The organism is Bdellovibrio sp. CKG001 (assembly GCF_055397465.1).
On record NZ_AP029173.1, the window covers coordinates 3,619,991 to 3,639,695 of the forward strand.

Here is a 19,705-nt window from a genome sequence, read left to right on the forward strand (position 1 = left end):
ATCTAACCGGCCTTCACATCCGAAGGTCCCACCAGACTGACAACTGAAGGCTGCGCAAAGATCCTCTGCGCCAGTTTCCGCACATCTTCCGCCGTCACTGAGAAGTACTTGTCGGCGACATCCAGGCTTTCGCGATAATCCAGTCCATAAATATCATCGAACAAGATGGCATTGCCGATCGTGCCCTTACGCTGCAACTCGATATCGTGGCGTCCGATCAGGTATCTCTGAGCACGAACCAGTTCCTCTGCCGGAACCATTGTGGTTGCCAGTTTGTTGAATTCCTCTTTCAGCATCTGGATGGCTTTGTCTGCTTTCTCTGGTGAACAACCGATATATCCACCGAAATATCCACATTCGATGCCTTCCATGTGCATCGGCGAAACAGAATACGCCAAAGAGTTTTTATCACGAAGCTCCAGGAACAATCTTCCTCCCTGACCACTGAGGATGGACTGAATAATTTCCAGTGTGTAGCGTTCCGGACTTGAAAGTGTCAGGCCCTGATATCCCACGATAATGTGACTTTGTTCTTTCTTGAGCTCGCGATAAAGATGTTTGGATTCTTTGATCACGGGAGCCGCAAAATGATTCTTCACCCGCTCCCCTTTGGGAAGCTCTTTGGTGATTTCGTTCAAAGTCTTCACCCATTTTTCTGTATCAACATCTCCGACCACAGCAAAGGTCAGGTTTTTAGGGTTGGCAATTTTCTTATAGTATCCACGCAAGGAGTCGGCTGTGATGGCATTTACACTGGTCTCACTTCCCACCAGATCGCGTGCGTAAGGATGTCCCTTAAAGATCTCCTGCATGAAGCTTAAGATACAAAGTTGTGCCGGATTGTCATTGCGGGCTTTGATTTGATTTTTCAAAACCACTTTTTCGCGTTCCAGAATGGCATCAGGGAACTGCGGCGCCAACAGAGAGTCCGCGTAGATCTCCAACATCTTATCTTCAAACGGCGACAGATAGTCCATGGAAAGACCCGCAGAGTTTCTGCCTCCGAATGCCCCGATACCCGCTGCCAGTTCATCCACACGAAGATTGATATCGTCTTCAGTGAACTTTTTAGACCCTGACAGCCAGTTGCGCGCAAAGAGCTCGGTCAGACCACTTTGCCCCTCTTCTTCCACGCGTGCGCCCCCCAAAAAGGCGGCCTTCATTGCCACGTAAGGCGTGTCACTTTGTTCGCGAATCAACAAAGTGGCTCCCGAATCCAGCACAATGCGTTCGGTTTTTGGGGACTTGCTGTCGGCCCCCACATTGATGTTGAATTTTTTTGCCACAAACCTCGCTGGCTTTTGTTTGCTGACCTTGGCTTCCTTCAAAGCCTTCTTCAGATCTTTGGCAAAGGTCTTCAAAATTTTCTCTGCCCCTTTTTTGGCCATATTAGTCATCATGGAAAGACCAAAAGAATCCGCTTTCAGATATTTTCTGGCGATCTTCAGGATGTCTTCAGGCTTCAGGGCGTAAACCTGCTTCATGTACTTTCTATAATAGTCATGATCGCCATAATAGAACTCATTGCTTCCGGCTTTGCGGGCAATGTTATCCACCGTTTCCATTGAATAGACTTCGTGGCTGGCAAAATTAGTCATGGCTTTTTGCATCTCTGCCACCGTGGGTGGTTCGGTCACCAGTCGCACCAGTTCCGGGATCAACGCGGTGAGGGCTTTGCTCAAATTTTCCTTTTCCAATCCCAGGGAAACCGCGAACAAACCATCATCCTGCATAGAGTAAGCAAAAGAGCCAACAGAGTTGGTCAATGGCTCTTTAATACGCAGGGTCTGCATCAGACGACACGAATCCCCTTGCCCTAAAATCGCCGACATCACTTCCAAGGCGGCGATGTCTTTGTGTTTTACATTCGGAATACGCCAGGTCAGATAAGCCGTCGTCTGTTCAAATTTCGCCTGCTCCACTTTGATGCGGATGTTCTTTTGCGCTGGTTCTTTTTTGCGGGCAACTTTGCGCAGCTTGAACGGTTCAAAGCCCCCGAACATTTTCTGCACGCGGGTTTTCATGTCTTTGGATTCAAAGTCACCCGAGACTACCAGGAACATATTCGACGGCACATAGCGGGACTGATAGAACTCGCGGATTTTTTTAGCAGAGACTTTCTTTACGACTTTGTCATAGCCAATCACCGGGATGCCGTAAGGGCTTTTTTGAAAGACGTTGGTGAACAGCAGCTGGCTGGCTCGGCGGCCAGGGCTGTCCTGCCCACGTTTGATTTCCTCGATAACAACTTCGCGCTCGTTGTCGATCTCCTGGGGATCAAAGGTGGGATAACCCATCATCTCACTGATCACGTCCAGTGCCACATCCGAGAACTGCTTGGAAATAGTCACATAGAAGACCGTCTGGTCAAATGAGGTGTAAGCATTGAGCTCCCCGCCGGAGCCCTCGACCGTGGCCGCGATCTCGCCCACCTTGTATTTGCGGGTGCCCTTAAAGACCAAATGCTCGATAAAGTGAGAAATCCCCTCTTCGCCCTTTTTTTCATCGGCAGAGCCTGTTTTCACCCACATTTGCACTGAGACCACTGGAGACTTATGGCTTTCCAGGAAAAGGACCTTCAGACCGTTTTTTAGTTGAAATTTCTTAGACATACTCTACATAACTCCCATGGCATTTGGCGTCTATATCCACATTCCCTACTGCATTCAGCGTTGCACTTACTGTGACTTTGCCACCTATGAGCAAAGCAAGATTTTGCCGCCCGAGCAGTATGTGGAACTCCTTTTCAAGGAGATTCGTCAGAAGCACGGCTATTACACCCCACAAAGTCTGGATACCATCTACTTTGGTGGAGGCACACCTAGCCTCATCCCTGCTCATCTCATTGTAGCGATTATCAAAGAGCTGGGTAGATATGGATTTACAACTAGACCTGACACCGAAATCACCATTGAGATCAATCCGGCAACCGTCAACGAAGACAAACTGAAGACGTATATTGATAACGGCGTGAACCGTTTCAGTGTGGGTGCTCAAACTTTTGATGATCGCCTGTTGAAGATGGTTCATCGCGAACATTCCGCGAAGCAAACCCTGGAAACGCTCGACCTTTTACGGGCCCACAATCTGAACTTCAGCTTCGATATTCTGTTTGCGTTGCCGTCCCAAACTGTCGAGGGCCTGCGCCGGGATGTGCAGATTGCCGTGGAACAGGGAGCGCGTCACATCAGCCCTTATTGTCTGACGGTTCCTGATGGGCATCCCCTTTCAAAAGGGCGTCCGATTGATGACGAACAGATTGAAATGTTTGATATCATTGCCGACGAGCTGACAAAGACCGGATTCAGACAGTACGAAATTTCCAACTTTGCGCTGCCCGGCTTCGAGTCCCGTCACAACCTGCTGTATTGGGTGGATGAGCCTTATTGGGGCCTGGGGCTGAGTGCCCATTCTTATTCCAAGGAGTCCTCGTGGGGCACGCGGTATTGGAATATCAACAACATCAATGATTACCAGAAACAAGTTCTGGCCTTTGACGGACAGCAGTTTACTTCCCCGGCTCTCCATTTGCCTGAAAGCCAGGTGGAAGTTTTAGAGATGCACCAAGCGCTTACGGACTTTTGTCATACCTCCATGCGTCTGATGCGCGGACTCAATATTGCGCAACTTCAGTCCAAGTTCCCTGCGGGCACCTGTGACAAAGTGGTTCAAATTCTTTCGAAACTGGAAGAAAAGGCCTGGATTCAGCATGACAACGGGCATTGGTCTCTGACTCGCGACGGCCTTGTGTTGAGCAACCGAATTTTTCAGGAATTGACCTTCCTCAAGGAAGATTTATCACAGGACTAGGAGTTTTTCTCCGACCCTCCTGACATTGACAATATCTCGTGAATACACAATCTTAAGTATTGCGAAAGGACGTCTCATGTCAGAAGAAAATAACTCTCAAAATACGAATATTCCTCCTTCAGAAAATGCCGACAGTGCTTCTGAGATCCAAAAGCTTCAAGAGCAGGCTGAAAAGTTCAAAAACGACTTCCTTTATATGCGTGCTGAGTTTGAAAACTACAAACGCAATGCGATCAAAGAGCGCTCGGAAATGATGAAATACGGTGGCGAGCGCCTGGTTCGCGACCTCTTGGAAGTTGTGGACAACTTCGAACGCGCCTTGAGCGTCAATATCAGCGCAGAAAACTTCCAGACCTTCAAACAAGGTGTGGAAATGACCGCCCAGGAACTGCGCAGTCTTTTGCAGCGCCATAACGTCACTGAAATTCCGGCTCAAGGGGTTCCGTTTGATCCGGCGGTGCACGATGCTCTCAGCAGCGAAGCAACTGATCAGGTAGCCCCTGGTCATATCCTGCGCGTATTTAAAAAACCTTACAAACTTCATGACAAAGTGATCAGACCTGGCCAAGTCGTCGTGGCGAAGAAGCCAGAGTAAGTGAGTGTTGATTGTCTAAGAAAGACTTTTACTCCATTTTGAATGTTTCTCGATCTGCCACTCCGGAGGAAATTAAAAAATCCTACCGTAAGCTGGCGATGCAGTATCATCCGGACAAAAATCCGGGCGACAAGAAAGCCGAAGAAAAGTTCAAAGAAATCACCGAGGCCTATGAGGTTCTCAGTGACACCAAAAAGCGTGAAATGTACGACCAGTTCGGCCACGCCGGAGCCCAGGGCTTCGGCGGCGGAGCCGGAGGTCCCTTTGGTGGAGCTGGTGGCTTTGGTGGATTTGGTGGAGCCGGATCCTCTTCTCAGGGTGGGGATCCTTTCCAGGATATTTTCGGGGATGTCTTCGGCGATATCTTTGGTTCGGCTCGGGGTCCCGGGGCTCGTCCGCGCCGTCCCAGCAAAGGCACAGACCTTCGCTACACTTTGAATATCTCTTTTGAAGAGTCCGCGCTGGGCTGTGAAAAAGTCATTAGCTTTATGAGACAACGTGGCGGCCGCGAAGAGCCCGCCAAACTGTCTGTGAACGTGCCTGCCGGCGTGAAAGAAGGTCAACGCCTGAAGCTTGCCGGTGAGGGTGACGCTTCCGCGGGAGCCACCGCAGGGGATTTGTACGTCATTATCAATATTCAAGAACATCCCCTTTTCAAACGCAGCGAAAATGACGTCACACTGGATCTTCCCATCATTTATACCGACGCCATTCTGGGCACCAACATTGAAGTCCCAACACTAACGGGCAAAGCCATGATTCGCATTCCTCCGGGCACCCACTCCGGTCAGACTTTCCGTCTGAAAGGAAAGGGTTTCCCGAAACTTGGTGGATTTGGATCAGGTGACATGCTTGTGCGGATTCTAGTCGACACACCCAGCACTTTATCCAGCCGACAAAAGGAGCTGATGGAAGAACTTGCTAAGAGCGGCGAATCCAGTCCTTTGGTTAAGGCCTTCCAGGAAAAAGTATCCCAACTTATGAGGAATAGAAAATGAAGTCCACCTTCTCGCTTCTGCTTACGGCCGGTCTTTTGGCTTCTTGTACGACAGTGGCAAACAAGCGCGCCCCATTAAAGCCAGCGGCAACCACAACAGCGTCAGCGAAAAAACCAAAGACCCTCGGCGGAATGACAGCCGGGAAGCCGCCAGAGCAGATTGTGTCGGAACATATCTCCACTCCTACGGCATCGGGTGATATTTTGAATCAACTCAAAAGTCTGGTAACCCAGACAGTTCAAGCTCCAAACAAACAGGATCAGGAGTCCTTCCGCCTGCGCGCCATTGATGTGGTGGAAAACAAGCTGAACGAAGACCAGCTTGAGGATGTTGCAGACGATTCTGATTTTGGTTTCCTGCGCGGACACGCCATGTTCCGTCTGGGAGAGATTTCCCTGGATAAAAAAGACACCTCCGATGCGCGCAAATACTTCAACTCCGTGACCGAATTCATCCCGGGAAGCGACCTGGCCTTGCGTGCGCAGGAAATCATCCTGCAGCTTGATTCGGCTAAAAACGTTCAGTCCCAGACAGTGGGTGTTGTCCTGCCGCTCAGCGGGCGTAATGCTCCTGTTGGTCAGCGCGCGCTGCGTGGGCTGGAGATGGGCCTGGGCCTACATATTCCGGGCTCTGGTTTTAAGCTGGCCGTGATGGACAGCGAAGGCAATCCCGACTCTGCCCGTCGTGGAGTTGAACGCCTTGTGAAAGAGGACAATGTCATCGCGATCGTGGGAAGCCTGCTTTCAAAGACAGCTCCGGCCGTCGCAGCGAAATCCGATGAACTCGGTGTTCCGACGATCGCCCTTTCTCAGCGCTCCGGACTGACAGAAATTGGTCCGACTGTGTTCAGAAACTCCCTGACCAGCGGCATGCAGGTGCGCGCCCTGGTTCGTACTGCCATGGAAGATCTGGGCATGAAGAAGTTTGCAATTCTTTATCCCAACGATCCCTACGGCATTGAATTCACAAATATCTTCTGGGATGAAGTGCTGGCTCGGGGTGGGGAAATCACTGCGGTTCAGACCTATTCTGTAAAAGAAACGGACTTCCGCCTGGTGATTCAACGTCTTGTGGGCACCTATTTTGGCGAAGCCCGTCAGGACGAATTCAATCTTCGCCTTAAAGAACTGCAACAGTCCGGGAAAAAACACTCCGTGCGACAATCCAATCTGGAAAATGTTTTGCCTCCGATTGTGGACTTCGACGGCATCTTCATCCCCGACAGCGCGCGCGCGATGGGTCAGATTTCTGCGATGCTTTCCTATAACGATGTTCGCGGCGTAAAATTGCTGGGCACTAATCTTTGGAACACCAAAGACATTGCCAAACGTGCCGGGAACTTCGCACAAAGCCTGATCTTTGTAGACAGTATGAGTCCGTCTTCCCAAGACCGTTCACGTTTCGTGGGGGAATACCGCTCTTTGTATAACGAAGAGCCCTCCCTGATCGAGATTCAGGCCTATGATGCGGGTTTGATCCTGCGCCAGCTGATCGCCGCAGGCGCCAGTTCGCGCGAGGACTTGGTCAAAAAGATGTCCGAGCTCAACCGCTTCCCTGGAAGCCTAGGAAGCCTCAGTATTAATGCTGAACGCGAAATCGAACGCCCGGTAACCACGCTAACTATCGAAAAAGGCGAAGTTATTCCGCTTAGAATCCGCAAATAAGTCCCATAAGTTAAATTAATGGCGATTTTTTAACCCCCTTCGGATGGTGCTCTGTCTTAGGAACACCAGCGACAATGAGTGTCGCAAAATCTAAAGAAGGGGGCCGTTATGACAAGTCGTATCTCTGAAAACGTAATGATGGAGTGCAGAAGAAAACTCCTCACCGCAAAACAAGATGTTTTGAATCGCTTTAGAACAGCCCAACGCGAGTTGGTTCACCAGGAAAAAGGTGGTGATGAAGCTGATCAGTCTGTCGCTCACATCGAAGAACATTCTTTTTTAATCTCCCAAGCGCGAATGAGAAATCAACTTGTCGAGATCGAGATGGCCCTGGCCCGCATCGAACAAGGCACATTCGGCATTTGTGAAGAAACAGAAGAACCTATCGAAACTGAAAGGTTGTTGGCAATTCCATGGACTCGCCTAAGCATTGAGGGCGCAGAGATGCGAGAAGCGGTAAGTCGTAAGTTTGCGCGTTAAATAATCACGCAGTGCTTTTTTAGTGACAGACATTCATTCCCCCGTAATATGCGATCAATTTTCGGCCAAGGATCATCATATCGGGGGGTGAGATGAACGCAACCGAACTGACAGAAGTTGAACTACAAAATTTGAAAGAATCTTTGCTCTTCCAAAAGAGCACGATCCTCAACAAAACTCATGAGTTTAAAGAGGAGCAATCCAGCATGGCTGCGGTTGCGGATGAAGCGGAAGCCGCTTCTCAAGATATCTCCAACAATATCTCTATTCACTTGCACGAACGCGATCGCACCGCTTTGTATGCGATCGAAAGAGCTCTGGGTAAGATTGCCGACGGGACCTATGGCCAGTGTGAATCCTGCACTGAAATGATCAGCGCTCGACGCCTGCAAGCCAGACCGTTCACAGCCCTTTGTATTGATTGCATGGAAGAACAAGAGAGCCATTCGAGTATTTTCCAATAAGTACAAATTTATCTCATTGGATGAGGTCCACTGACATGGATGTCAGTCCAATTTTTTAAATTTATCCGGAATTGCAGTTTAGAAAAAACTGTCTCACACCGAGAAGACTCATACCAGAAACATAAATTCCCGCATTTTACGCGGAGGAGCGGTATGAGTTTTGACGATAAAGTCCTAGAAATCCCACAGACCCTTCCCATGCTACCTGTGAGAGACATCGTAGTATTCCCCTACATGATCATTCCTTTGTATGTAGGCCGTGACGCCTCTATCCGCTCAGTTGAAGAAGCCTTGGCGAAAAACCGCCTGATCTTCCTGGCATCACAAAAAGACATCACTGAAGAAAATCCTTCTCCGGACAATATCTACACTGTAGGTACAGTGGCGATGATCATGAGAATGAGAAAACTTTCTGATGGTCGCGTAAAAATCCTTATTCAAGGTGTGGCTAAAGGCCGCGTGAAAAACTTCACTAAGACAGCTCCTTCTTTCGAAGTGGCGGTTGAAAAGATCGAAGAAACTCCGGTTCAAAAAACCGTCGTTGAAAACGAAGCCTTGATCAGAACAGCCAAAGAGCACATCGAACGCATCATCGCGTTGGGTCGCCCTCTTTCTCCGGACATCCTGTTGGTGTTGGATGATGTTTCTGATCCAGGTCGTATCGCTGACTTGATCGCTTCTAATCTGGGTGTGAAAGTTCAGGATGCTCAGAAAGTTCTTGAAACTTCTGACGCCACAGAAAGACTGAAACTGGTAAATGAAATTCTGGCTGCTGAACTTGAAGTGATGCAGACTCAACAGAAAAATCGTCCGGGCAATGCCAAGGATGATATGTCCAAGTCTCAACGCGAGTACTTCTTGCGCGAGCAAATGAAGGCTATAAAGAATGAGCTTGGGGAAGGCGACTCCAAATCTGAAGAAATGGACGAGTTGCGCGAAAAGCTGATCAATGCCGGTATGCCTGCCAATGTCGAGGCAGAAGCTTTGAAACAGTTGGGTCGTCTGGAGCGTATGCATCCGGATGCTTCCGAAGCCACCATGGTTCGCACTTATCTTGACTGGATGGCGGATCTTCCTTGGAGCAAAAAATCCGAAGACCATATCGATCTTAAACGCTCCAAAGAAATTCTGGACGAAGATCACTACGAACTGGAAAAAGCCAAAGACCGTATCATGGAATTCCTGGCCGTGCGCAAGCTGAAGCCAAATCTTAAGGGTCCAATCCTATGCTTCGGTGGTCCTCCGGGCGTGGGTAAAACATCCCTGGGTAAATCCATCGCTCGCGCGATGGGACGTGAATACTTCCGTATCGCCCTGGGTGGCGTGAAAGATGAGGCGGAAATCCGCGGTCACCGTCGCACTTATGTGGGTGCAATGCCGGGTAAAATCATCCAGGCTTTGCGTCAGGCAAAAACAAACAATCCAGTGATCGTACTGGATGAAATTGACAAGTTGGGCTCTGACTTCCGTGGCGATCCTTCTGCAGCAATGCTTGAGGTTCTGGATCCGGAACAAAACGCCACTTTCCGTGACAACTACTTGAACGTCGATTTCGACCTTTCAAATGTGTTGTTCATCGCAACAGCCAACGTGTTGGAAAATATTCCACCAGCATTGCGTGACCGTATGGAAATCCTGAATATTCCAGGATACACAGAAAACGATAAACTTTTGATCACGAAAAAACATTTGATCAAAAGACAAATTGAAGCCAACGGTATCACTGAGGAAAACATCCAGTTTACCGACGAAGGCATCAAGTATCTGATCGCTGGGTACACTCGCGAAGCAGGTCTTCGTAACCTGGAGCGCGAAGTGGGATCCGTCTGCCGTAAAGTGGCGAAGATGGTTGTGATGGGCGAAGCAAACTTTGTGGAAGTAAATGCCACAACAGTTCCAGAGCTTCTGGGCCCGCCAAGATTCCAGCGTGACGACAAGATTGCAGACTCCCAGATCGGTGTGGTTCAAGGCCTTGCCTGGACTCAGGCTGGCGGTGAAGTTCTGACGGTGGAAGCTTTGAAAATGAAAGGTAAAGGACATCTTTCTCTGACAGGTCAGCTTGGCGATGTCATGAAAGAATCCGCTCACGCCGCGATGTCTTATGCTCGTGCTCACCAGGAAGAACTGGGTATTCCAGAGGACTTCTTTGAAAAGTACGACATTCACATCCACTTGCCAGCAGGTGCGATCCCGAAAGACGGTCCTTCTGCAGGTATCACTCTGACAACAGCGCTTGTCAGCTTGATGACAGGCACTCCGGTTCGTCACGATATCGCGATGACTGGTGAGGTGACCTTGCAAGGACGCGTACTGCCTGTCGGTGGTATCCGTGAGAAGTGTCTTGCCGCTTTGAACTTGGGTATTACAAACATCATCATCCCAATGGCTTGCCAAAAGGATCTTGCTGACATCCCTAAGATCTTCAAAGACAAGATCAACTTTATTCTGGCAGAAAACTTGGACGAAGTGTTCGCGGTTGCCTTCGATAAGAACGCAAAAGCAACTACAGACAAGAAAACTGCTGCGAAGAAAGATCCTAAGAAATCCAAATCACTTGCGGCTTAGTCCGCGAGTGCGCATCGCCCCTCCCTAGAGTTATGCGTTCCCAAAGAGAGCTGGTAATACCGGCTCTCTTTTTTTGTTTCAATCCGAGACAAACACATCCTCTACCTTAGTCCGAGGTCCGAATCCGACTGTTAACTTGTTTGTATATAGGGAACGATCTAAGATTGTTCCATGAGGTTTCACAATAATGGTCAGAGCACCCTTCTGTTTGTCACTGTCTTATGCGCAATAGGCGTGGTCTTTGTACTGAACTCTGCCGATATCCAAAAAAGAAACTACGAATACAAAACCAAGGATCACGATCAGGTCTTGCTCAACGAAGTCACCACTTCGGCTTTTGCGGTGATGGAATCGGCCTTGGCTCGACGGCTGTGGGAACCACCTCCTGATAACAACTGTCTGAAGTCTGAATCTTTCAGTGTCGAAGGAAAACTAGATGGCGGCATGACCTGGAATGTGACCGCGAAATACAACTTCACCACCAAAAACTACGAACTGGTTTCTGAAGGTCATTACCGTGATCTGAAAGCTATTTACATCAAACGCATCAAGGTTCTGGATGTGTCGGACTATCTGCTGTTCTCGGGGTCTGATGCCCCTCTGACTTTACGTCGTTTGTATAATCCCCAGTTTCCGACCGCACTCATTGCCAGGGATCGCCGCATTTATACCAAAGGCCCCTTGCAGATGGGCGGGAACATCGCCCGGCCGGTCAACAATATGATGAACTGGAATGGCTCTCCCAGTGTATGGCCTGGGGAGTATGGCACGATTATTCAGGGCGACCGCATTCAGTTTGGTGGCGGTCTGCAGTACATTCAGTACTCCATTCCCAAACCCAACCCTCATCCCAGCAACATCGAAAACCTTCTAGCTCCTTATGGAAGCGACATAGGCGCACCTAACTCTCACCACAGCCAATTCGGAGGCGGGTCAACAATTATCACCCGCGACTTCAATAAAGCCACAACGCTGAAGCAGCAGGTGGTAAGCGGCACCAGCGGCCCACTAACCAAGGCCTCCGTTCGTAGCGAAATATATCCCATTGCACTTTTTGGCGGATCTATTCCATTGGAATCCTGGAAAGCCTCTGACAACGGTTCCTATATAAATGACCCTGATCGGTACTCTATATTCACCTATGGATATGCTGGCGCCAACAACTTCGGCATTCGTATGGATGCTACATGCATATCAAAATCTGATGCTGCCTCGACAAAAAAGGTTTGCTCCAACTCTGAACATTTCCCCCGGGGCTTCAAAGCATGGAGAAGAGACGCGGGACTGGATGGCACACTATTCACCTCTGACGCGGAGGAAATTCCTTCACCAAAGTTGAATTGGGACAATATGGAGGCTCTGGAAGAAGATGCCCGCCAGTGCGGCCATGTGATTTCAGCACCCACAAACTCGTATACCGATTGTCCGATTTGGGATGCCCAGTATCTGAAGCGTTACGCAAACGGTGACAGCACCTGTGACCAGGTCTCAAGCATTGACCTTAATACACTAACCCTGAACAATTTTAATGTGGCCCAACTGACCGACGCAAGCCTGAAAGAACGACTGCTACGTCGGGTTGTGTACACGAAAGTTCCTACTGAATTTCGTCAGAACTCCGCACAAGGACTCATGACAGGAATTGTGCCTTCAAATCCTGCTCGAAAGAATTTAGCCCTTTGGGTGATTAGTGAGGATACGCTGGCTCTTCGTGGATTCCAGCAGGACACATCCTCACCACTCAGCACCGATCCCGGACGCCTTCGTGAGATTGTATTTAACAGTGATGCCACAGGTGGAGGACGCGAGCCCATTCCGATGGTGATACTCTCTCCAGAGCGCGTACACTTGCTGAGCCCGCAATACGTGCCGGCCACTCCAACATACATGAGCACTTACTGGCCTGTGGTGGGTGGAAAGATTCGACCGGTTCTGCATAATTACACCGACTATGTTCGACAGGAGAACGATGGCTTCCGCTATGGCTATCGCAGTTACAAAGTTAGCAGTATCAGCCTTGTCACCAATGCCAGCATTGACACCAGCAACCCATTTGTTCTGCGTGGGCTCTGGAGTGGTCCGGACTCTACCGCGGATCAGTTTCCATCCAATTTGTGTATGGTCAGTATGGCTGGATACAATCTGGAAAAGGTCACTCCAGCGACGGGGCTTTATTCCACCGCAAAGATTCCTGCATACCACTCTATACCCAACTCGCCGCTTCCACCATTAAGCTCCAATTATTATAATGGAACGACATCGCAGTTTCCCTACGGTTATTATCCATCTGTATTTCATGTCCAAAGAGCTGCAGGCATGGCTGCTCGTGAAGAGTCTGACATTATCTATTCTGGCATTCGCATGTACACGGTTTTTGATTCTTTTGTTCCCACTGGAAAGAGGGACCTCAATGCGCCCGTACACGTCCCCGTCGAACTGCGCAGCAATCAGGGGGCTCCGATCACTCTGGAGCATAAGAACTTGATGTGGGACAATCCCTTTTACTATGCAGATATCCCAGCTGGCTCTCCCTGTATCCCAAGCTCTTTCAAGTCGCGCCAAGCTGGCTATCCAATCAATGGCATTTCAGAAACACAGCCAAGCATCAACAACGGACGCTATATATTTATTCACACGGATCCCCCTGTGGATTACCGCAACATCGGTTCTATTATTGGCGTCGATCAACCTATTCTGGAGACACGGAACTAGATGAAACTTCAATTGAACAACTTGGGTATGACACTTATCGAAGTCTTGGGGGCCGTGGCTATTTCCTTAATAAGTCTGTCTGTCCTTATGCAGCTGACTCTGTCCAACAGAACGCACAAATCAGGTGTCGATCGTTCGATTGTCTTTAAAGAGGTCCTGACAAATAATGCGATCGAACTGAAGGGCGCTTCTGTCGATGATATTCCCCTGCCGGGCAACTGTATTGTGCGCAACTATGATTTTCAGATTAATTTCTTGAATGAAACCACTCTCAGTGGCTCTCCCCCGGCTTGTGGTGCGGCCTTGCCGGGAAATAACACCATTCAGGTTGTCTGGGAAGTGGAGCCGGCTTCGAACATACAAGCCGACTTCAGTTCAGCTAGCTTAAAGCTGCCCAAGTACTCCAACAGCCTGAAAAAAGTTAATATTTATGTGCGTGGCTATCCAAATGGGACAGGGGGACAGTTGATTCAAAACCAAGTCACCTTGTTTAAAAGATGAAAAAGAGTTCCGGCTTCTCCGTCATGGAGCTTCTATTGGCTGTCAGCATCTCAACGATGGTGATCGGTATTGTCACCTATTTGATCCATAACTTTTTCACTGAACAGAAGAATATGGAGACCTGGTCCGCCGGTCAGCTGGAAATGTCCATGGCCCTCAGAACAATCGAAGGCGATATTCGCAACGTGATTCGCATGGACCCGGTTGAAAATCTGAGCAACAGCAGTTCGGTGGAGTATTTCGGCTTGACGTCCCTCTCTCCCGGAATGGAGCCGTCAGTTTGCCTGAATGATAATGGCGCCTCGGTGATTCGTTATACCACCTTAGATCGTAAGCAGAGATCCGAACGTGTTCTTCGCGCCTGGTCTGAAATGGCTGACTCCAACAAGACCGGAGCTTCCCATGAACTGCGCCTGACGGCGGATGAAACAGAGGCTTCGATGTTCACAGCGACCAAGATGCCTGTCGAAGTGGTTCTTGTGGATGCCGATAGGCGCTACCTTCGCCGATACACGGTGGTATCCAAAAGAATGAGTCTATCTACCAATCTGGATCCCTATGATGACCTTCCCAAAGTCGACTCTTTTGGCGCGCCGGTTATTTTCAAGTACGCTTCAGCCATCCTAAAGAATCCGGCGAATATCAGCGGCAGTGCCATCACTTCCAAAACGGCCGTCTTTATTACCGGTTCTGAGGTGTACTCATCCCGCACGTACTCTCTTTGCCTGCGTAAGTCGGATCGCAGTCTGATCCGATTTGATGAAAATACCCGAGAAGAAACCGTTTTACTGCAAAACCCCCATGTCGACTTTACGATTGAGTCCTTCCGGGTCGGTTACATGGCGACCCGAGCCGGGATCCGGGTGGAGCCAGCCAGCTTCCTGCCCGAGATGCTAAGTCTTTCCAATATGGCTTGCATCAATACAGTGATGTTCACGTTGAATCTGAATGCATCAGAAAGTTTATTGAAAAGGAGTCAATCCCAGACCGTGGGAGAACTGAAGACCCAAATCATGAGGCAAAGAACGGTTTATTCGCAGAACCTGAGCATCAAACGACCCCTCAGCTGTCAACAGTGAGATCCGTTGAAAAAGAAAAAGGGCTGATTACTCAGCCCTTTTTTATTGTTTAAACCCTTTTAGACGGTCGTTTTCGGATTCCAACACTCGAACCAGCGTTTTTAAGTCCGTCACTTCTTCTCTCAGGTGAAGGATCTGTTCCTCTTTTTCCTGAAGGATCTGGGTGTAGGCCTTCTTAAGCTCGTTGAGCAGTTTGTTGGCGGCCGTTAAGATGGGTTCGTCTTTATTCACTTTCACCATCTTATCGGTCAGGTCAGCGGTCTTTACTTCGTCCTTTGAAGTGGCCATTTCATAACCTTTCATCATTCCTTGATGAGCACCCACCAAAGCAAGGTCGCTTTCTTGGGAGGGGCGATGTACTCGTTGATGGGTACCCATCGGTTCGTCCATGATGAAGTACTTGCCGTCTTCAAAGCGGAACTTAATGTCGTCAGCCTTGATCCTTCGGCGGAGGGTACTCACACTAATTTTGTACTTAGTGGAGTAGTCCGTTAGCGGTAACCAAGAACCATAGGTCTCGACGTTCATTATTTCCTCATACTTTCTACTTCGGTGGCGCCGAAGCTTCAGTAGCTCGCCTTTGGGAGAGGTGGTCCCCTTACTCAGCTTGCGTAGTCAACGTTATCACAGGACTTAAGCCTGTCAAATTTTGTGTGAACACTTGTTCAAATTCAACTAAATTCAGGACTTTGATCTGGTTAGCCATTGCCTATTCACTAGACCAAAGTCTGAATACGCATCCCTAAGTCATGGATTTTTCATCGTTTAAAAGAATTCTTTGCGAGTTTTGCCCGAAGGTCCGATAATTTAAAAAGTTGTATGCGTATTAGAGATAAAAAGAAAGTGGCCCTAGTTTTAAGCGGAGGAGGCATTAAAGCCGCCGCCTTCCACATTGGGGTTTGCTTGGCCCTTCAAGAAAAGGGATTCAAATTTGCCGGCGGAACCAAAGAGATGGTGCGTCAGAACTTCGGGGATAACGACCCGATGACGATCCGTCTTTATGTCGGTTCCAGTGCGGGGGCTTTCGTAGCTTCGGTCTTGGCGGCTGGCTATCCAGTGGAGTCTTTGATCAATGCCTTCCAGGTCGGTTCCGGATCCGAACCCACTTTTGAAAAATCAGATCTTCGCTATCTCAAGCCGATTTCCTATCGCAGCTTGTTCAACCTGAATTCGGGAAGTCTTTTGAAGTTCATCCCACGTTCGTTGATGGAAAAAGCCCTGGTGACTGGAGGCTTTGAATCCCTTTTGAAAAACGGCTTGAAACTGAACGGCCTGTTTTCGACCAAAGGCATCGAAAACTATCTTCGCAAAGAAGTCCTGGTCGATAATGACTTTGCCCGTCTGGGAGTTGAGCTCTTTATCATCGGAACTCAACTGAACCACACCCGCAAGGCCATCTTCGGGAACTTCCCGGAGTCTTTTAAAACCGAGACCACCAAGTATATTAACTACGCCACAATCAGTGACGCGGTGGCCTGCTCCACGGCTTTGCCTCCGGTGTTTGCCCCTTACGGAATCAAGCGCCCCGACGGAAAAGAGATCCACTATTATGACGGTGAGATCCGTGACACTCTGTCCACCCATGTGGCTGCAGACTATGGAGCTGATTTAGTCATTTCCTCTTACTCCATTCAGCCTTATCACTACACCAAAGAGATGGGCTCTTTGCACGACTACGGCATCCCCCTGATCGCCAATCAGGCCTTGTATCAAGTGGTCCAACAAAAGATTGCCCGCCACATTCAGTACAAAAACGACATCCGCGGAATCTACAATGCTGTGGATGGTTACTTCAAACAACAGAACTTGCCACCCGAACACAGGGACAAAATCCTTGAAATCATTCGCAATCGTGTGAACTATCGCCCTGAAGTAGATTACATCTACGTGGCTCCACGCCCGCAGAACTATGAGATGTTCTTTGTGGATCACTTCAGCTTGAATCCGGATATCTTAGCGCGCATTGTACGCATCGGTTTTAAATCCGGAATCAACGCCCTTCGCCAGTACGATTTCAAATAGCTACCCGCTTTTTTCGATGGCTCTTTTCCACTGGGTCAGCAGCTCCCGAACTGACGTCTTTGGTTGGGTGCCGGCATAGGCCTTGTGATCAATGAACTGGCCAATATCCTGAAGAACTTCCCGTTGAGATGGGCTTTCTGCCGCCAGTCTCTGCAGATACCGTAGTGGGGTTTCGCCGGTTTCCTGGGACAGACTTCTTTTTTCAGCCCAATTCTGCACCTCCAGAAGTAAAACTCGCTCCTCGCTCACCAAGTCTTTTGTCCTGAAAAGACTACGGAAAAGCAAAACTCCAAGAACTCCGACGAACAACAACCCCAGGATCAGCTGTGCCTTCATATCCGCCAGGGACTGCCAAAAGCTCTGTTGAGAACTTCTGTCGAAATCCACCAAGAAGTAAGTCCACCGATAATTCAGATCGTCTATTAAAAATTCCGCGCGATCCCAAAGGGTGATACCCGCATCTTTGGACGGCCTCCACTGCACATTGCGTGCAAAGACTTTCTGATCCTCTTCAGACAAACTGAAGAAGTCTTCCGCTCCGATCACCAAACGCAACGGAGCCACCCAGCTCGTCGGGTCCACCCGCTGCCAACTTCCCTGATGGAATATTTCAACCCAGGCGTGAGCATCTCTTTGAGTCACCCGCCAAAAATCACCCACAGGATTGTAACGTCCACCTTGATAACCCACGACCACCCGAGAGGCGATCCCCAAAGACCTCGCCAAAGTGGCATAAGCTCCGGCAAAGTGTTCACAGAAACCACGTTTTCGATAAAACAAGAACGCTTCCAAATCATTCGGCCCACCATACACGCCCGGACTCAGACTGTAGGTAAAATCATTCTTAGCAAAAAGGTCCTGCAAAGCCTGAAGACGGCCTTCAATTTCCCGGGACCTTTTCTTGGTCTGCTCCACCCACTCCAACACCTGTCCACGCAGAGGCGGAGTTTGCAAATACTCGTCTTCAGCGGGAACCCAAGTGTCTTTGCTCCCCTCGTTCAAGATGCCGCGATAAACGGTGGTGGTCATAATCGGTCGTGTGCTGCGATAAACGCCGCCGTTCAAAGAAGTTGTGCGACCCTGCTCCAACTGCACCTCGCGGGTTCCATCCAAAACAAAAAGATATGTGTTAGAATGGGGCTCCAGTGCAATTTCATAGTAGCTTTCCTGGGCATCCACTTTTTTATTCTCGGGCGAACGCAGTCCCAAAGCTCCCGGTCGCCAACTTAAGCCGCGAGAAAGTGGCAAAACCGAACCTCTCCAATAAAGATTCTCGCCGCTCTTTATTCCCGTGTCTGAAAGCTTGGCTCTAAAGACCATTGTGGAGACACCGGCAAGTTCGGCTACATTTCCGGGGTTTAGTTCCTCACTAAACCCAATTTGTCCTGTGTTGCTTCCGCGCGACATCGCCCATGGAAGTACCACGCGGGGAAAAGCAAAGAACAGAATCACCGCCCCCGGAACCGATAGGGCAAAAACCTTCAGAAGAACTTTTCCTTTGTGTGGAAGTTCCTGCGGAAGAAGGGAGTACCACAACCCCGCAAAGGCCAGCGCCGAGGGAACAATCCAGTAGATGTCCAAACTGAAAAGAGCTTTTACAGATACAAGAACAAAACCCAAAAGAACCAGGAAGCGGTGATCGCGTTCATTGCGATAGTCCATCACGCGCAAACCTGAAAGTCCCAACAAGAAAGTATAAGAAGGCTCTTGTCCAATAAAAGTACGGAACTGCAAAAGAATCTGCACAAGCAAAGCGATACTTAAAAAGCCCGTTACTTTCTTGGACAGTGGCTTCCAGCCCAGGTTCTCCACGCCCCACTTCCAGATCAGAAGGCCGGCTGAAAAAAGGGCAATCCACGGCGACACTTCCATGCCGACCATCACCATGGCGGTCACAAAAGAAAAAGCCAGGGCTTTCTGGGAGAAGAATCTTTTTTCGCTCATGTCAAACTCCCTACCTGAAGAAGAGCCAGGGCTTTCAGACATTCATAGCGATGGGAGGCCCCCGAGTTTTTTCCCAGCTCTTGTGACCCTAGTTTCAACGAGTAAGCATAGTCCCGTTTTGCTGCCTGATCGATCCACAGACATAGCTGTGAAATTCGGCTTTCACCATCTTCCAGATGCGCCGTTTGATCCCAGGAAAAGTGCAGCGCTGGTTTATCCGGTTCTTCATAGTTTTTTACCAGCAACTCCTGACGTCGGGCACTGGCACGCCAGTCGATACGACTTAAAGGATCGGCACTTTGAAAGGCTCTGTGATCCCGAAACAATCCTGCCAGCCGCACCCCTTCACCGGACACGGAATCCACAGGAAATTCCACATCCCCTTTTCTTTGTGGAAAGACCAAGATCTTTTCTTCAAAAAACGCATACTTCCACGCCCGCAGAAGTCCAAACGGATACGCACTTTGCAGAGTGACTCTGGGCAAAATGACATAACCCCGGTGGGTCGGTTTAAACCTCAGCGAAAGACTTTCATGAGACTTCGGCGCCAACGATACTTTCGTTGTGATTTCTTGGCTTCGGGCAAAGACAGCTTCGACTTCCCAGGCTGTTATGTCGGAGCTGTTTTCAAGATCAAGGCGCACAAGTCCTTCTTCACCGGCGAAAAGCTCGGGGCTTTCCATTCCTTCGACACGCACAACATCCATGTTCTTGTTCGTTAATAGCATTCCTGTTACGGCAACAGAGATAAGGAAGAACACAAAGATATAAATCAGATTGTTCGCATAACCCACGGCCAGAAAAAACAAGGTCAGCGCCATCGCCCCAAAGGCGACACCAAAACGCGAAGGCATGATGTATGTTCTGTTTT

At 49.2% G+C, this 19,705-nt stretch carries 15 protein-coding genes; 11 read left to right on the forward strand and 4 right to left on the reverse strand.

Features of this window, described 5'->3' with window-relative positions; genetic code table 11:
* Window positions 1–2 precede the first annotated feature (2 nt).
* Complete coding sequence (locus ACZ50P_RS17095) at window positions 3–2,612, reverse strand: M16 family metallopeptidase (RefSeq protein WP_464132560.1); 2,610 nt, start codon at window positions 2,610–2,612, stop codon at window positions 3–5.
* Between the two features lie 16 nt (window positions 2,613–2,628).
* On the opposite strand from ACZ50P_RS17095, the gene hemW reads away from it, so the two are divergent.
* The 10 genes from hemW to ACZ50P_RS17145 all read left to right on the forward strand — a co-directional run bounded on the left by hemW (window position 2,629) and on the right by ACZ50P_RS17145 (window position 14,868).
* Window positions 2,629–3,810, forward strand: a complete 1,182-nt coding sequence (gene hemW / locus ACZ50P_RS17100; RefSeq protein WP_464132562.1) for a radical SAM family heme chaperone HemW — start codon at window positions 2,629–2,631, stop codon at window positions 3,808–3,810.
* 76 nt (window positions 3,811–3,886) lie between these two features.
* Entirely contained in the window at window positions 3,887–4,405 is a 519-nt protein-coding gene (gene grpE, locus ACZ50P_RS17105; protein WP_464132564.1) for a nucleotide exchange factor GrpE, read from the forward strand.
* 11 nt (window positions 4,406–4,416) lie between these two features.
* The gene (locus ACZ50P_RS17110) at window positions 4,417–5,403 is read left to right on the forward strand and encodes a DnaJ C-terminal domain-containing protein (RefSeq protein ID WP_464119059.1); all 987 of its coding nucleotides are present in this window, start codon (window positions 4,417–4,419) and stop codon (window positions 5,401–5,403) included.
* Window positions 5,400–7,067, forward strand: coding sequence for an ABC transporter substrate-binding protein (locus ACZ50P_RS17115; RefSeq protein ID WP_464132566.1), 1,668 nt, complete (start codon window positions 5,400–5,402; stop codon window positions 7,065–7,067). The genes ACZ50P_RS17110 and ACZ50P_RS17115 overlap by 4 nt, the downstream gene beginning before the upstream one ends.
* A 108-nt stretch (window positions 7,068–7,175) precedes the next feature.
* Window positions 7,176–7,547, forward strand: coding sequence for a TraR/DksA family transcriptional regulator (locus ACZ50P_RS17120; RefSeq protein WP_464119061.1), 372 nt, complete (start codon window positions 7,176–7,178; stop codon window positions 7,545–7,547).
* A 92-nt stretch (window positions 7,548–7,639) separates the two neighbouring features.
* On the forward strand, window positions 7,640–8,011 hold the full coding sequence (locus tag ACZ50P_RS17125) for a TraR/DksA family transcriptional regulator (protein ID WP_464132567.1): 372 nt from the start codon (window positions 7,640–7,642) through the stop codon (window positions 8,009–8,011).
* A 153-nt stretch (window positions 8,012–8,164) separates the two neighbouring features.
* A complete protein-coding gene (gene lon / locus ACZ50P_RS17130) occupies window positions 8,165–10,576 on the forward strand; it encodes an endopeptidase La (RefSeq protein WP_464132569.1) in 2,412 nt (803 codons plus the stop codon).
* A gap of 171 nt (window positions 10,577–10,747) precedes the next feature.
* Entirely contained in the window at window positions 10,748–13,288 is a 2,541-nt protein-coding gene (locus tag ACZ50P_RS17135) for a hypothetical protein (protein ID WP_464132570.1), read from the forward strand.
* The gene (locus ACZ50P_RS17140) at window positions 13,289–13,789 is read left to right on the forward strand and encodes a type II secretion system protein (RefSeq protein ID WP_464132571.1); all 501 of its coding nucleotides are present in this window, start codon (window positions 13,289–13,291) and stop codon (window positions 13,787–13,789) included. It begins immediately after the preceding gene.
* Window positions 13,786–14,868: a PulJ/GspJ family protein gene (locus tag ACZ50P_RS17145; protein ID WP_464132573.1), complete on the forward strand. Its 1,083-nt coding sequence runs from the start codon at window positions 13,786–13,788 to the stop codon at window positions 14,866–14,868. Before ACZ50P_RS17140 ends, ACZ50P_RS17145 begins: the two co-directional genes overlap by 4 nt.
* Before the next feature lie 42 nt (window positions 14,869–14,910).
* Here ACZ50P_RS17145 and ACZ50P_RS17150 read toward each other — a convergent pair whose 3' ends face one another.
* A complete protein-coding gene (locus ACZ50P_RS17150; protein WP_464119098.1) occupies window positions 14,911–15,396 on the reverse strand; it encodes a hypothetical protein in 486 nt (161 codons plus the stop codon).
* A gap of 291 nt (window positions 15,397–15,687) precedes the next feature.
* Here ACZ50P_RS17150 and ACZ50P_RS17155 point away from each other — a divergent pair, with 291 nt between their 5' ends.
* Window positions 15,688–16,890, forward strand: a complete 1,203-nt coding sequence (locus ACZ50P_RS17155; protein WP_464119099.1) for a patatin-like phospholipase family protein — start codon at window positions 15,688–15,690, stop codon at window positions 16,888–16,890.
* Here ACZ50P_RS17155 and ACZ50P_RS17160 read toward each other — a convergent pair whose 3' ends face one another.
* Together ACZ50P_RS17160 and ACZ50P_RS17165 are read right to left on the reverse strand one after the other, a co-directional pair.
* A complete protein-coding gene (locus ACZ50P_RS17160) occupies window positions 16,891–18,834 on the reverse strand; it encodes a transglutaminase TgpA family protein (RefSeq protein ID WP_464132574.1) in 1,944 nt (647 codons plus the stop codon).
* Window positions 18,831–19,688 carry a DUF58 domain-containing protein gene (locus ACZ50P_RS17165; protein WP_464132576.1) on the reverse strand — a complete coding sequence of 286 codons (858 nt, stop codon included), beginning with the start codon at window positions 19,686–19,688 and terminating at the stop codon, window positions 18,831–18,833. Before ACZ50P_RS17165 ends, ACZ50P_RS17160 begins: the two co-directional genes overlap by 4 nt.
* Window positions 19,689–19,705: the final 17 nt, after the last annotated feature.

Excerpts from the sequence above, each read along its gene's own strand:
- ACZ50P_RS17095 (WP_464132560.1), bottom strand. The coding sequence starts at position 2,612 with ATGTCTAAGAAATTTCAACTAAAAAACGGTCTGAAGGTCCTTTTCCTG.
- hemW (WP_464132562.1), top strand. The coding sequence starts at position 2,629 with ATGGCATTTGGCGTCTATATCCACATTCCCTACTGCATTCAGCGTTGC.
- grpE (WP_464132564.1), top strand. The coding sequence starts at position 3,887 with ATGTCAGAAGAAAATAACTCTCAAAATACGAATATTCCTCCTTCAGAA.
- ACZ50P_RS17115 (WP_464132566.1), top strand. The coding sequence starts at position 5,400 with ATGAAGTCCACCTTCTCGCTTCTGCTTACGGCCGGTCTTTTGGCTTCT.
- ACZ50P_RS17120 (WP_464119061.1), top strand. The coding sequence starts at position 7,176 with ATGACAAGTCGTATCTCTGAAAACGTAATGATGGAGTGCAGAAGAAAA.
- ACZ50P_RS17125 (WP_464132567.1), top strand. The coding sequence starts at position 7,640 with ATGAACGCAACCGAACTGACAGAAGTTGAACTACAAAATTTGAAAGAA.
- lon (WP_464132569.1), top strand. The coding sequence starts at position 8,165 with ATGAGTTTTGACGATAAAGTCCTAGAAATCCCACAGACCCTTCCCATG.
- ACZ50P_RS17135 (WP_464132570.1), top strand. The coding sequence starts at position 10,748 with ATGAGGTTTCACAATAATGGTCAGAGCACCCTTCTGTTTGTCACTGTC.
- ACZ50P_RS17140 (WP_464132571.1), top strand. The coding sequence starts at position 13,289 with ATGAAACTTCAATTGAACAACTTGGGTATGACACTTATCGAAGTCTTG.
- ACZ50P_RS17145 (WP_464132573.1), top strand. The coding sequence starts at position 13,786 with ATGAAAAAGAGTTCCGGCTTCTCCGTCATGGAGCTTCTATTGGCTGTC.
- ACZ50P_RS17150 (WP_464119098.1), bottom strand. The coding sequence starts at position 15,396 with ATGAACGTCGAGACCTATGGTTCTTGGTTACCGCTAACGGACTACTCC.
- ACZ50P_RS17155 (WP_464119099.1), top strand. The coding sequence starts at position 15,688 with ATGCGTATTAGAGATAAAAAGAAAGTGGCCCTAGTTTTAAGCGGAGGA.
- ACZ50P_RS17160 (WP_464132574.1), bottom strand. The coding sequence starts at position 18,834 with ATGAGCGAAAAAAGATTCTTCTCCCAGAAAGCCCTGGCTTTTTCTTTT.
- ACZ50P_RS17165 (WP_464132576.1), bottom strand. The coding sequence starts at position 19,688 with ATGCCTTCGCGTTTTGGTGTCGCCTTTGGGGCGATGGCGCTGACCTTG.